The sequence below is a fragment of the Kibdelosporangium philippinense genome (genome assembly GCF_021390435.2).
Classification (GTDB): domain Bacteria; phylum Actinomycetota; class Actinomycetes; order Mycobacteriales; family Pseudonocardiaceae; genus Kibdelosporangium; species Kibdelosporangium philippinense.
In genome coordinates, this window is the sequence record NZ_JAJVCN010000002.1 from 1,446,286 (window position 1) to 1,460,306 (window position 14,021).

Sequence of the window (14,021 nt, forward strand, 5' to 3'; positions counted from 1 at the left end):
AAGGCTCCCTCAGAACGTGATCGACCAGCCGGTCAACACACCGGCGTCAAACCGGTAGACATCGCGCAACCGCAACTGCCAGGTCCCATTGGCGCTCTCCCCGGCAGCATCCACCGTGTACGTCTGGTGAATCCCGCCAGCCTCACCGATGCCACCGGGAGCATGCAACGCAAACACGGCACCCGAAGGGCCGATCAGATCCACAGCCAAGTCAGCCGTGTACGTGTGATCGACATCCACCCGAACCGGAAGGCTGGACGAAGCCCGCCCATCACACCCGGCGTTCTCTATCGAACTGGTCACCGCATCCCCAGCGTCCGGAATGGACACATCGTCCGCATTGCCTTTCGCCCCACAGGCAGGAGGCCCGCCGCCACCAATGAACTGAGTGTTGAGCATCTTGTTCGGCGAACCCGAACCCACGTCCTTCACCACGCCAGAAGCAGCATTATTCACAAGAGCATCGCGAACCTGGGCGGGCGAAAAACCGGGATTCGCGGTCAAAACCAAAGCCGCGGCACCGGCAACATGCGGAGTGGCCATGGAAGTCCCGGACATCTGTGTGGTTCCGCCGCCGTTGCGGGTCGATGTGATCGACGAGCCCGGCCCGAAAATGTCCACGCAAGTCCCGATGTTCGAGAACGAAGACCGGTTGTCGCTGCTGTCGGAAGAAGCAACGGTGAGAGCCTCAAGAGTACGCGCGGGCGAAGTGTTGCAAGCATCGGCACCGTTGTTGTTGCCAGCCGCCACAGCGTTCACGAAACCGGCCTGGACCGCCCGGCGAACCGCATCGTCCACTGAGGACTGACCAGAACCGCCGAGGCTCATGTTGAGGATCCCGGGTTTCTTGCCGTTCTGCGCCACCCAGTCGATGCCGCTGATGATCTGAGACCACTGCCCGGTTCCCTGGCAGTTCAGCACACGCACCGAAACGATGTTGACGTTCTTGGCCACGCCATAGGTTGTGCTGCCGACGGTCCCGGCGACATGCGTGCCGTGCCCCTGGCAGTCTGAGGCGTCGGAGTCGTTGTCGATGAAGTCATAGCCGCTTCTCGCCCGCCCGCCGAACTCCGGGTGCGCGAAATACACGCCGGTGTCGACCACGTACACGGTCGCGCCGTCGCCTTTGTTGGCGTACGTGTACTTGGTGTCCAATGGCAGGTTTTGCTGGTCGATTCGATCCAGGCCCCAGGTGGCGTTGTTCTGGGTGTCCGATATTCGGGCAATTCCATCGTGTGTCACGGAGACGACGCGCGGATCGGCGGCCAAAGCGCGCGCTTCGGACACTGTCAACGTTGCCGCGAAACCGCCGAGCGCGGTGTATTCACGGTCCGTCTTGTAGTTCATCGAGTTGATCGACGCGCCCGGTTTCAGCATGACGATGTAGCTTGTAGCGGCCGGTGCTGCGACAGCGGGTGCGCCGCCGAACAACACCGCCAAGCCCACGGCGAGTATTGCCCCTCGCATAGGTGCCTCTTTCAGTTGCAGGGATGTCCCAGCACCATCCGTGGGCACCAAGCGGGGAACAATCGAGGCAGCGATCCGTAGGGGTACGTATCTTTTTACCGATGATCGGCCCGAAAGACGGTTCCGTGCCCGGCCGCATCCTCAATACCCTGCGTAAATGACCTCACCAGTGCTGGTGGGACGCGGCGAGGAACTGGCCATGCTCACCGCCGCCGTCACGAACGCGCCATCGGTGGTGTTCGTCGAGGGTGAGGAAGGCGTCGGCAAGACCCGGCTGGTCGCCGAGCTGGCCGAATGCGTGGTTGGGCACTGCCAGCCGTTGCGTGATCCGTTCCCGTACGGCGTGATCTTCGAATGTCTCGGGGCAGTCAAGCTGACCGGACGTCTTGGCGCTATCACCGGCGCGCTGCGGCCCTACCTCCCTGAGCTGGCCGATCGGCTTCCGCCAGCACCGGAACCGCTCGGCGACCCCGCGGCCGAGCGGCACCGGTTGTTTCGCGCGGTCCGTGACCTGATCACCGCCATCGGCCGGATCACGCTGGTCATCGAGGACATTCACTGGGCCGACGAGGGCACACGCCAGCTGCTGCGGTTCATCCTCACCGACCAGCCGGCTGAGCTATCGCTTGTTCTCACGTACCGGCGAGAAGACCTGCCAGGCGGAACAACCCTCGGCCGCGCCTTCCGGCCGCCAAAAAGTACCCATATCGTGCTGAAACCGCTGGACGCGAACGGCGTCCGAACCTTGGCGGAAGCCATCCTGCAGCGGCCTGTCACGCACGAGTTCGCGACGACCTTGCACAAGCGCACGGCCGGAATCCCGTTCGTGGTCGAAGAGACCATGCACGCCCTGCGCAACCCGGACGCTCGGTTGCTCGACACGGTCGAAGTCCCAGCCTCCCTGCGGGAAGCCATGATCGAACGCCTTGACGGCCTGCAGACGATCGCCCGCGGCATCGCCGAAGCCGCAGCGGTGCTTGGCGTGCCTGCGGGAATCGATGCGTTGAGCGCGATCGCGGTCGAGACGCAGTCGCGTACCCAGCAAGCGACCACGAAACTGCTCGAAGCCGGTGTCCTGGTTGAATCCGTCGAGAACAAGTACGGCTACCGGCACGCCCTCGCGCGCCGCACGGTGTACGACTCGCTGCCCGGACCACGGCGCCAGGAACTGCACATGCGCTCGGTCCGTGTCCTGTCCAGACTCGAACCCAAGCCACTCGTCCAGCTCGCTGAGCACTGCAAACGCGCCGGACTGATGCAGGATTGGCTGCGCTACGGCGAACAAGCCGCCGACACCGCGATGGACGCGGGCGACGCCTCCACAGCGATCGAACTGCGCTGCGCCCTGGTCTCCGAGCCCGAAGTACCTGCCGCGGACGTCGACCGACTGGCCACAAAGCTGTGCCAGGACGCGCTGGCCGGACTGCATCAGCACGAAGTCACCGCGCAGTTCGAACGTCTGCTTGCCGATCCGCGACTGTCCGAAGAGGTCCGTGGCGAGGTCCAATTGGGACTAGGGCTCGTGCTTGTCCGCGGCTACCGCGAGATCGACCGAGGCAGAACCGAGATCGAGCTCGCGTTGCCCGCGTTGGCACATCGCCCGGAACGCGCCTTGCGTGGAATGGCAGTGCTGGCCATGCCATACCTCGGTACGGCACCGATCGCCGAACATCTGGTGTGGCTGCAGAAGGTCGAACAACACCTGGATGAGGTTCCGGCGGTCCGAATCGCCTTGCTGGCCAACATCCTTGGCGCCAGAATCCACATCGAAGGCGCCATCGACGAGGTCACACCGCCGCCAGCGGACGACCCGGAAAGCACGCGGCAGCTCGCGCGTTTGTACAACAACATCGCGGACTCGTACTCGTGGGTCGGTCACTATCGCTGGTCCGCCAAGTATCTGCGGACCGGATTGGACCTGGCGACCAGATCGGGCGCGCCCTACATCGTCGGCACCGCGGAAGCCAGCCGGATCAGGCTGGACTGGCTGGCAGGCAACTGGTCCGGTTTGGACGAACGAGCCCGCCAGCTCGCCGAGGTCTACGAGCACCTGCAGCCGGTGACAGCCGAGCTGTACCTGGTCCGCGGCTGGTTGGCCACGGCACAAGGCGACTGGGACACCGCGGCCGAATGCTTCCACCAGACCGGCCTTGACGCGCCGGAAAGCGCGATTGCGCCAGTTGTTGTGGCCGCGTTCGGCGGAATGGTCACGCTGCTGCTGGCCCGTGACGACCCCGAAAGCGCGGCCTGTCAAGCGGACAAAGGCCTGAAAGTGCTGCGCCGAAAGGGAATCTGGTCATGGGCCGGTGAGATCGCGGGCCAGGCCGTCGATGCGTATCTGAAAGTCGGGAGAGTGCTGGACGCCCAAGCACTATCCCGTGAGCTCGCAACGACTCTGATCTCAGTCGACGCGCCCCTGGCACGAGCCGCGCTCGCCACCTGCCGAGCCCACCTTGGCTTCGGCACCTACGAAGTCGCCCAACGCCAGTACGAAACTCTCGGCCAGCCATATCGCGCCGCGCAAATGGCCGAAAGGCTGGCAACCACACCGGAAGCCTTGAACGACCTGGCCACACAGTACGAAAACCTAGGCGCGACCACCGATGCCGCGCGCTGCCGTCACCTGATCCGCACCACAGGCGGCCCCGTTCCCTCCCGACGAGGCCGCCGTGGCTACGGCAACGAGCTGTCCCCCAGGGAACTCGACGTGGCGCGCCTGCTCGCGGCCGGTCAGACCAACCGCGAGATCGCGTCCGCCTTGTTCCTGTCCCGACGCACGGTCGAGCAGCACGTCGCCAGCATCCTGCGCAAAATGGGCGTCAGTTCGAGGCAGGAACTAATCTCTTGATGGTCGCCGACAACGGCGACAGAAACCAGATAACGGCCACAATGGACAGTCCGGGGATGGTGCCCCGCCACAAGGCCGCGGTGTGCTCCGGCGTGCTCACGACGAAGATCAGCAACGCCATCACGCCGCACGCGATCGCGTACGCCAGCATGAACTTCCCCGACTCGCGCCATTCGTAGCGGACGCGCGCCGACCCCGATTTCGGCGGTTTCACCGGCGGCGGCCCGTCGGCGAACCTGTGCGCGAACCGCTGATCCGCCCAGCGCATCATGCTGTGTCCGAACGCGACACTGACGCCGAGGTACACCGCGGCCAGCCCATGGACGGAACCCGCCGACCCGCCTCCCCGCAGGTCGATGACCGTGGCCGCGAACAGCACCACGTCCACCAGCGGTACGCACAGCAGCAACACCGTGCTGGTCCGCCTCCACCGCAGCAGATACCTGGCCACAAGGCCCGCGCCGAGCACGACCCAGAACCCGATCTCGCACGCCACGATCAACGTCACCATGAGCATGGTGTCAAGCCTGCGTGACCGGCGCGGCGAAAGCGTCACACGGGAGTACGGGCGCCAGTCATCCCTTAGTACGACCCAGCCAGTTGGCTACCTGTGCTGTGATTGTCGTGTGCTGATGATCGAAGGAGTCCGCCGTTACGGGCAGCGCCCGTGGTGGAACCTGTTCGTCGCATCGAGTTACCTCGGCGTCGCGCTCGTGCTCTACGCCACGAACCTCTACGCGCTCAGGACCGAGAACCAGCTTCCCGTGTGGGTTCTGGTCGGCCAGTCCATGGTGTTGTTCGCCGCGCAGCTGTTCCGCCACAAAGCGCCGATCCCCGCGCTGGCGATCGCGTCCTGCATCATGGTCTACGACTTCACCTACGACCTGCCGCTCCCGGTGATGATCGTCTTCATCGACCTGCTGTTCTGCGCGACGCTGGGGGCCAGCAAACGGGCGGCTCAGGTGATCCTCGGCGTGATGATCGCCCTCGCAGTGGGCATCTCCCTGGTGGACGGCATCGCGTCGGCGGACTGGCGCCGCGCGTTCTTCACCACCGTCAATCTGTTCACGCTGTTGGTCGTCCCGATCTGGTGGTCGTTCAACATCCGTCAGCACGAGGAACTCCTGCAAGCCGAACGCAAGCAGTCACGGCAGTTGCGTCAGATCGCCGAGCTCGACCGGCGCACCGCGGTCAACGCGGAACGCTCGCGAATGGCCCGTGACCTGCATGACGTGGTCGCCGGGCACCTGTCAGCCATCGCGATCCAGTCCGAAGCCCTGCTCACAATGGTCGACGACGAGAAAGAGCGGAAACTCGTCCGGACAGTCCTGGAATCGGTGCGGCAGAACAGCCTCCAGTCCCTGGCCGAGATGCGCTCGATGATCGACATCCTGCGTGCCGACGGCGGAACAGCGGACCCACGCACCGCGCCAGCCCGTCTGGCCGAGTTGGACAAACTACTGGACTCGGCGCGAGCGGGCGGCCTTTCGCTGGATGTGCACAAGTCCTTCGACGAGTTGCCCGTCGCGGTCGACCTGGCCGCGTACCGCATCATCCAGGAAGCGTTGACGAACGCGCTGAAGCACGCGGGCGGCGGCGGTGCGCGGGTCGACGTGCAGGTCGCGGGCGAAGAACTGATCATCGAAGTCCTCAACGAGATGACCGGGCCGCCAGGAAAAGGCACCGGGACAGGCCTGGTGAACATGCGAGAACGAGCGCACGCGGTCGGCGGAGATTTCCAAGCAGGCCCGTGGCAAGGCGGATGGCGGGTGCGCGCGGTGCTGCCCATGGGAGGAGTGGCGAGTTGATTCGGGTGTTGGTCGCGGACGACCACGCGGCGATCCGTGCCGGACTGGTGCTGATCCTGACCCGCGCGGACGGCATCGAAGTCGTCGGCGAGGCGGGTGATGGCGCCGCCGCCGTACGGATGGCGCGGGCATTGCGGCCGGACGTGGTGCTGATGGACATCCGTATGCCCGGCGTGGACGGCATCGAGGCGACCGAGCAGCTGGTGCGCGATGGCGTGTGCGATGTGCTGGTGCTGACCACATTTGACCTGGACGAATATGTCCATGGGGCGTTGCGCGCCGGTGCCGCCGGGTTCTTGCTCAAGTCGGTCGAGGCGCCGCGTCTGGTCGAGGCGATCAAACTCGTCGCCGAGGGCGATGGCGTACTCGAACCGAAGGTCACGCGCCGCCTGATCAGTGCCTTCGCGGCCAACGCGCCGAAGCCGCCCCGCACTCCGCCTGGCCTCGACCAGTTGACCGAGCGGGAACGTGAAGTGCTGATTTGCTTGGCGGAAGGGCTGTCCAATTAGCAGATCGGGCGCAAGCTGTACATCGGCGAGACGACCGTGAAGACGCACGTGTCACGCGTGCTGACCAAGCTCGACCTGCAGTCACGGGTGCAGGCCGCGATCCTGGCACAGGACGCGGGCCTGGTCCCCGATTAGACCTGGGAAACACAACGCAGAGTGCACGCTCCGTACCACTAAGTGGACGCGAAGCCCGCCCAAAACTCACACACAAAACGCAGGCCAAAGTCGCCAAGATCACCACCCAGCAAAAAAGCAGCCCCCGCCCATCCCAAGGGGGTGGGGGCTCCCCGAGCACAATTATATCGGGAAAAATGGCCTTGACCAGCGAAGTCAAGGGACGAACCCGCGCGAACGGTCCGTTCGCGCGGAGTTCACTCGGATGCGTTACGTCCGGATGGACGGCGGTTCGGCGGGTGTTACTACCCGACCACATGGTGAGATGATGCGTGGCCGGGCGCGGACCAGGCCTAAGGTCCGTGCTGGTCACCCGAACAGCCGACTACGGAAGGTGCCGTGTCCGACCCCTTACCGCTTGGCGGCGAAGTCACGCCGGGTGCCGCACGTTCCCTCCCGGCTGCCCTGTGGCGCGCGATCCGCCGGGACGCCTGGACGCTGACCTGCGCGATCATGGTCGTCGCGATTGTCGCGCTGGCAATCGGCGCCGATCTCTGGGTGGCCATCGAAGGCCAGGACCTCAACGAGAACCTGGACGCGCTAGGCCCGGACGGCCTGCCCGCGGGCGCGCTCGGCGGAGTCAGCGGTGATCACTGGTTCGGCGTGCAACCGCTGCGCGGCATCGACCTGTTCGCCCTCGTCGCCTATGGCGCGCGCGTCAGTCTCCTTGTCGGGCTTGGCGCGACGGTCCTCGCGACCGTTCTCGGTGTGTTGATCGGCGCCAGCGCGGGTTACATCGGCGGTTGGTGGGATCGCGTGGTCTCGTGGGCGTCGGATGTGATGCTCGGTTTCCCGTCGCTGGTCTTCATGATCGCGCTTGGTGCTGTCGCGCCGATCGAGTTTCCACGCCAGCTGCTGCTCATCGTCGTGCTGGGGATCTTCGGCTGGCCGCGGGTCGCGCGCATCGTCCGGGCGCAGGTGCTGAGCTTGAGCCAGCGCAACTTCGTGTCGGCGTCCAAGGTGATGGGCGGCGGGACGTGGCACGTCTTCATCAAACAGCTGCTGCCCAATCTGTGGGCGCCGATCATCATTGTGTCCAGTTTGACCATTCCGTCGATGATCGGGAACGAGGCCGCGCTGTCGTTCCTCGGCGCCGGTGTGCTGCCGCCGACTCCCAGTTGGGGCCGGACCATCTCGGACGCCATCGACTACTTCGAGACCGATCCGATGTACTTGATCTTCCCAGGCCTGATGCTTTTCCTGATCACGTTGGCGTTCAACGTTGTCGGCGACAGCATCCGGGATGAGCTTGACCCGAAGTCGAAGGGCCGGGGCTGATGCGCGTCGTCAAATTCGTGGCAGGCCGTTTCGCCGGCATGATCCTGGTTCTGCTGATCGTCTCGTTCATCACGTTCGTTGTTTTCTATGTCCTGCCGTCGGATCCGGCTCAGCTCGCGTGTGGACGCCCGTGCTCGCCGGAGGCGCTGAACCTGGCCCGTGAGTTCATGGGCTACAACGTGCCGTGGTACCAGCAGTACTTCGACTTCGTCGGCGGCATCTTCACCGGCCGGACGTTCGGCACCGGACAGACCGCGATCCAGTGCCCCGCACCATGTTTCGGGTACGACTTCCAGAACAACGCCGAGGTGCTCGAGCAGATTCTCGACCGCGTCGAGGTGAGCGTCTCGGTCGCCATCGGTGCCGCGATCATCTGGCTGGTCACCGGAGTCGGCCTCGGTGTCCTGTCGGCCCTCAAGCGCGGGACGCCACTCGACCGGATCACGATGGCTGTGGCCATGGCTGGCGTGTCGATGCCCGCGTACCTCGCTGGCATGCTTGGCATCACGATCTTCGCCTTCGCTCTGGATGTCGTGCCCAAGAACGGGTACGTGCCTATTGGTGAGGACGTCGTGCAATGGGCGTGGCACCTCATCACGCCGTGGCTGGTACTCGCGTTCCTGCACGCTGCGATCTACGCGCGGCTCACCAGGGGCCAGATGCTGGAAACCCTTGGCGAGGACTTCATCCGCACGGCGCGGGCGAAAGGCTTGACCGAACGCAAAGTCGTTGGCAAGCACGCATTGCGCAACGTGATGCTGCCCGTGGTCACCGTGTTCGGTGTGGACCTTGGCCTGCTGCTTGCCGGAACCGTGATCACCGAACGGATTTTCAGCATGCCGGGTGTCGGCATGCTGCTTGTGGACTCCATCCGGAGCTTGAACCTGCCGATTCTGCTTGGCGTCACGCTGTTCGCGGCATTGGCGGTCACGGTCGTCAATTTCCTTGTCGATCTGTTTTACGGCGTGCTCGACCCACGGGCACGGCTGACATGAAGGGGAACCGATGAAACGCAGGCATTCGCTCGCCGGGATCGCAGCGGTGGCAGTGTTGCTGGCCGCCTGCGGCGCCAACGACAAGCCAGCCGGGCAGAGTGGCAGCGGCGGCGCCGTCAAGGCGGGTGGCACGCTCTACCTGCTGTACGACGGCCCGACTCAGCAGTACGACCCGGCCCGCAGCTCCAGCCTGGTGGTCACCGGCCTGCAGTTCGTCCACCGGCGCTTGACCTCGTGGAAGGTCGCGCCAGGACAGGACACCACGATCGTGCCCGACCTGGCCACCGACACCGGGAGGGCCAGCGACGGCGGCAAGACATGGACCTTCACGCTGAAGGACGGCGTGAAGTACAGCGACGGCACGCCGATCAAGTCCGCGGACATCAAGTGGGGCCTCGAGCGGTCGTTCGCGCCCGCGTTCTCCGGCGGTTTGGCGTACCACAAGGATTTGCTGTCGCCTGGCCTGGCGTACAAGGGGCCGTTCGACGGCGGCCAGGAGCTCAGCTCGATCGAGACGCCGGACGACAAGACCATCATCTTCAAGCTTTCCCGCGCCTACGGTGACTGGAACTGGGTGGCCAGCACGCCCGCGTTCGCGCCAGTGCCGAAGGGCAAGGGCGCGGAGGCGAACTACGGCGAGAAGCCGGTTGCCTCTGGCCCGTACCAGATCGAGACGTTCGAGCGCGGCAAGCAGGCCGTGCTTGTCCGTAACACCAACTTCGACCCGAAGACCGACGAGACCCGTCCGGCCTATCCGGACCGTGTCATCTGGCAGTTCAGCCAGCAGACCAACGTGATCTCCAAGCGGCTGATCGATGACAGCGACGACGACAAGAACGCTTTCGGTGTCTCGTTCGCCTCGCCCGCGCAGCTCGCTCAGATCCAGGGCAACGCGTCGGCGAAGTCCCGTTTGGTCACTTCGGAATCCGGTGCGCTGGCTTACCTTTCGCTGAACACGCAGCGAGGCAAGCTTACGGACGTCAACGTGCGCAAGGCTTTCCAGTACGCGATCAACAAGTCCGCGTACCAGATCGCCAGTGCGGGCAGTGCGCAGCTGGCCGGTGACGCCGCCACCACGCTGATCACGCCGGGCCTCGCCGGTCGCGAGCAGTTCGACCTCTACCAGACCAAGCCGGAAGGTGACCCGGCCAAGACCAAGGAGCTGCTGGCCGCTGCCGGTCTGCCGAACGGTCTCGACGGCATGGTGCTGGTCACCAAGTCGGAGAACGACTGGCCGCGCAAGGCCGAGTCGATCCAGTCCAGCCTTGCCGCCGCCGGTATCAAGGTGACGATCAGGACGCTCGACGACGAGACCTTCACGGCCGAGGTCCAGACCAAGGACAACCCGGACTACGACCTGGCGCTCACCTCGTGGCAGCCGGACATCCCGTCGGCCAACGCGAACATTCAGCCGCTGTTCCAGTCCACTGAGATCGGTGGCGGTGGTTACAACACCGCGCGCTACAACAACCCTGACGTCGACCGGCTGATCACCGAGGCACAGGCCACAGTGGACCCGGTTGAGGCAGGCAAGAAGTGGGCCGAACTCGACAAGAAGATCATGGCCGACTCGCCGGTCGTCCCGTTGATCTACACCCGCAACTCGTACCTGCACGGTTCGGCGGTCGGCAACGTCAAGATCGGCCGGTTCCCGGCATACGCCGACTACCGGCAGTTCGGACTCATTCAGTGACGGATCTGCTTGAACTCGGCCAGTTGTTGGTCTTGGATAGTGTCGAGGTCAGCTTCGGCACATCTTCGACCAACACTGTCCAAGCGGTGCGCTCGGTGTCCTACTCTGTCGCGGCAGGTGAAGTCGTTGCCGTGGTTGGGGAATCGGGCTCGGGCAAGACTGTGACGGCGATGTCCTTGCTGGGACTGCTGCCGTCGACCGCGAAGGTGTCCGGCCGTGCGCTTCTGGACGGCCGGGACCTGTACGACATGCCGCCCGCGGACCTGCGCAAGGTCCGCGGCGGTGACGTCGGCATGGTGTTCCAGGAGCCGATGAGCGCGCTCAACCCAGTGTTCACTGTGGGCGACCAGCTCGTCGAGGCGATCAAGACGCATCAGGATCTGTCCACAGCGGACGCCCGCAAGCGCGCGATCGAACTGCTTGAACTCGTTGGCCTGCCCGAGCCGACTCGCCGGTTCAGGTCGTATCCACACGAGCTGTCCGGTGGTCAGCTGCAGCGGATCGTGATCGCGATGGCCGTGGCCAACGAGCCAAAGCTGCTGATCGCGGACGAGCCAACCACCGCGCTGGACGTCACGGTCCAGGCGGAGATCCTGGAGTTGTTGCGGGACCTCCGAAACCGGCTGCAGACCGCGATCCTGCTGATCACGCACGACATGGGCGTGGTGGCGGATCTGGCCGACCGGGTCGTGGTGATGTACGACGGCCAAGTCGTCGAACAAGGCACAGTGACCGAGATTTTCTCCGCACCGCAAGAGAAGTACACCCAAGAGTTGCTCGGTTCGGTGATCACGCTCGGTTCCCGAGCGACCGAAGGCATCGAACGAGCGCTTGCTTCAGACCTGGTGGTCCGCGAGAACCACCTTGCTGTGTCGGAACATCCGGCGTCGGAGTCCGTTCCGGACGTGCCCGCCAACAAGCCGGTCCTGAGCGTCGAGAACCTCTCCGTGGTTTACGGCGGTAGGTTCCGCGCGATCTCCGTACGCGCGGCCGATCGGGTCAGCCTGCACATCGAGCCCGGTGAAGTGCTCGGGCTCGTCGGTGAATCAGGCTCCGGCAAGAGCACAGTGGCCGGTGCGGTCACTGGTCTAGTCAAGGCCACCAGTGGCAGTGCTTCGGTCAGTGGTGTTGATATCGCGCGTGTGCGTGGCCGTGCTGCCAAAGCGTTGCGGCGCAAGATAGGCGTGGTTTTCCAGGATCCATTGTCGTCGCTGAATCCGCGTACTCCGGTCGGCGAGAGCGTGGCCGAACCGATCCGGCTCCACAAGGCGCTTTCTGGCTCCTATGTGGACAAACGGGTTGTCGACTTGCTGGAATCCGTCCAGCTTTCGGCGTCCTTGCGGACTCGCTACCCACATGAGTTGTCTGGCGGGCAACGGCAGCGCGTGTGTATCGCGCGTGCGTTGGCCCTCGACCCGGAACTGCTGATCGCCGACGAGCCGACAAGCGCGCTTGACGTTTCCGTGCAGGCCAAGGTTCTCGACCTTTTCCGTGCCCTGCAAGCGGAACACGGCTTCGCGTGCCTGTTCATCAGCCACGACCTCGCGGTGATCGAGCAACTCGCCGGACGGGTCGCGGTGATGCACCGCGGCCACGTGGTCGAACAGGGCCCGACGAACGGCGTGCTGAGCGAGCCGATCCACCCGTACACCCAGCGCTTGCTTGCTGCGGCGCCGGTCGCGGATCCGGAGGAGCAGCGCCGACGGCGTGAGGCGTGGCGACAGCTCACATAGGACGGTCGTCGGCCCAAGGATGGGCGGTTTCGAGCTGGTGAGCCAATGCGAGCAGCATTGGCTCACTGCCCAAGCCGCCAACGAACTGCACACCGAGCGGCAGACCGGGCTGAGTCCGGTAAAGCGGAACGGACATGGCTGGCCGCCCGGTGATGTTGGCGAGTTGCGTGAACGGAACCGCTGCCAGGTTCTCAAGAACCTGATCCGACCAAGCCTTTGTTTTGCTGAACGGCCCAGCCAATTTCAGGCCCAGCAGTACTTTTCCGAGCATCCGGATGGCGGCTGGGGCGTTGAGCTCGCCGATGCGCACCGGCGGCCTGCCGAGCGACGGCGTGAGGAACAGGTGGTAGCGCTCGTGGAACGCGGCCAACGCGCGTGTGTAGTCGTTCCACCGCATGTGCGCCATGACGTACTCGGGCGAGCGAACCCGCCATGCCGCCGCGGCGAGCAGACGCGTATCGAGTTCGAAGTCCTGCGGACGCGCTTTGGTACTGCGCTGAACGTCCACAATGGTCGCGGCGGCGTTTGCGCTCCAGCCCAAAAGGAAGTCGCGACCAAGTTGGCGTCCATCGATGTCCGGCTCGGCGGCTTCCACCTCGTGCCCAAGCTTTTCCAACACTGCCACAGCTTGCTCGACCGCGGCGACCGCGTCTTCGTGCACCGGAGTCCCGAGTGGCGAGCGTGTGGTGAACCCGATCTTCAGCTTGCCAGGCTCACGGGCCGCCAGCTCAGCAAAGGACTCCGCAGGAAACCCGGGAAGGTAAGGACCGCCTGGATCGGGACGGGTGGTCAGCACGTCCAGCATCGCGGCAGTGTCGCGTACCGTTCGGGAAATCACGCCATCCGTTGCCGCACCATGGAAAGACTCCGCGCGGCGCGGCCCGCTCGACAGCAACCCTCGCCCAGGCTTGAGCCCGAACAACCCGCAACACGCGGCGGGAATCCGGATCGAGCCGCCACCATCACTGGCACCGGCGACAGGCACGATACCGGCCGCGACCGCTGCGGCCGCGCCTCCCGAGGACCCGCCGGGCGTGTGCGCGAGGTTCCAGGGATTGCGGGTCGGCCCAGTGACTTCCGGCTCGGTGACTGGCTTCGCACCGAACTCGGGGGTAGCGGTCTTGCCGAAGATGACAAGCCCGGCGTCCAGCCACCGCTGGACATTCACGCTGTGGGACACGGCGACCTGGCCTCTTAGCGAGCGTGAACCAGAACCCGTTGGCAGGCCTTGATAATCCTGCCCCAGGTCCTTGATCAAGAAGGGCACGCCCGCGAACGGGCCTGCCGGGTTGGCCGCCGCACGCTTTCTGGCGATCTCGTACATCGGGTAGACGATCGCGTTCAGCTTGGGATTGACCTGCTCGGCCCGCTCGATCGCCACATCGAGCAGCTCGACGGGGGAGACTTCGCCGCGCGCCACCAGTTCGGCAAGGCCAACCGCGTCGTACCGCCGGTACTCGTCGTAGTCCACTGGACCCACCTTAACTAGAGGCTCTAGTTTTTATAAACTATGGTC

At 64.8% G+C, this 14,021-nt stretch carries 9 protein-coding genes and 1 pseudogene; 7 read left to right on the forward strand and 3 right to left on the reverse strand.

Annotated features, from left to right (window positions below):
• Positions 1-9: 9 nt before the first annotated feature.
• Positions 10-1,467, reverse strand: coding sequence for a S8 family serine peptidase (locus tag LWC34_RS25775; protein WP_233727723.1), 1,458 nt, complete (start codon positions 1,465-1,467; stop codon positions 10-12).
• A 157-nt stretch (positions 1,468-1,624) separates the two neighbouring features.
• Here LWC34_RS25775 and LWC34_RS25780 point away from each other — a divergent pair, with 157 nt between their 5' ends.
• Positions 1,625-4,315, forward strand: a complete 2,691-nt coding sequence (locus tag LWC34_RS25780; protein WP_233727724.1) for an ATP-binding protein — start codon at positions 1,625-1,627, stop codon at positions 4,313-4,315.
• On the opposite strand, the gene LWC34_RS25785 is transcribed toward LWC34_RS25780, so the two are convergent.
• Complete coding sequence (locus LWC34_RS25785; protein WP_233727725.1) at positions 4,287-4,832, reverse strand: hypothetical protein; 546 nt, start codon at positions 4,830-4,832, stop codon at positions 4,287-4,289. The two genes, LWC34_RS25780 and LWC34_RS25785, sit on opposite strands and share 29 nt — an antisense overlap.
• A gap of 115 nt (positions 4,833-4,947) precedes the next feature.
• Between LWC34_RS25785 and LWC34_RS25790 the strand changes: the two genes are divergently transcribed.
• The 6 genes and pseudogenes from LWC34_RS25790 to LWC34_RS25815 all read left to right on the forward strand — a co-directional run bounded on the left by LWC34_RS25790 (position 4,948) and on the right by LWC34_RS25815 (position 12,505).
• Positions 4,948-6,123 (forward strand): sensor histidine kinase, encoded by a 1,176-nt coding sequence (locus tag LWC34_RS25790; protein WP_233727726.1) that lies wholly within the window; start codon positions 4,948-4,950, stop codon positions 6,121-6,123.
• Positions 6,078-6,767 (forward strand): annotated as a pseudogene (locus LWC34_RS25795) (response regulator). Before LWC34_RS25790 ends, LWC34_RS25795 begins: the two are co-directional and overlap by 46 nt.
• 378 nt (positions 6,768-7,145) lie before the next feature.
• Complete coding sequence (locus LWC34_RS25800; protein ID WP_233727727.1) at positions 7,146-8,084, forward strand: ABC transporter permease; 939 nt, start codon at positions 7,146-7,148, stop codon at positions 8,082-8,084.
• Positions 8,084-9,079 (forward strand): ABC transporter permease, encoded by a 996-nt coding sequence (locus LWC34_RS25805; RefSeq protein WP_233727728.1) that lies wholly within the window; start codon positions 8,084-8,086, stop codon positions 9,077-9,079. Before LWC34_RS25800 ends, LWC34_RS25805 begins: the two co-directional genes overlap by 1 nt.
• A gap of 10 nt (positions 9,080-9,089) precedes the next feature.
• Positions 9,090-10,772, forward strand: a complete 1,683-nt coding sequence (locus LWC34_RS25810) for an ABC transporter substrate-binding protein (protein ID WP_233727729.1) — start codon at positions 9,090-9,092, stop codon at positions 10,770-10,772.
• A complete protein-coding gene (locus LWC34_RS25815; RefSeq protein ID WP_372496583.1) occupies positions 10,769-12,505 on the forward strand; it encodes a dipeptide ABC transporter ATP-binding protein in 1,737 nt (578 codons plus the stop codon). The genes LWC34_RS25810 and LWC34_RS25815 overlap by 4 nt, the downstream gene beginning before the upstream one ends.
• On the opposite strand, the gene LWC34_RS25820 is transcribed toward LWC34_RS25815, so the two are convergent.
• Positions 12,498-13,976, reverse strand: coding sequence for an amidase (locus LWC34_RS25820; protein ID WP_233727730.1), 1,479 nt, complete (start codon positions 13,974-13,976; stop codon positions 12,498-12,500). The two genes, LWC34_RS25815 and LWC34_RS25820, sit on opposite strands and share 8 nt — an antisense overlap.
• Positions 13,977-14,021 lie beyond the last annotated feature (45 nt).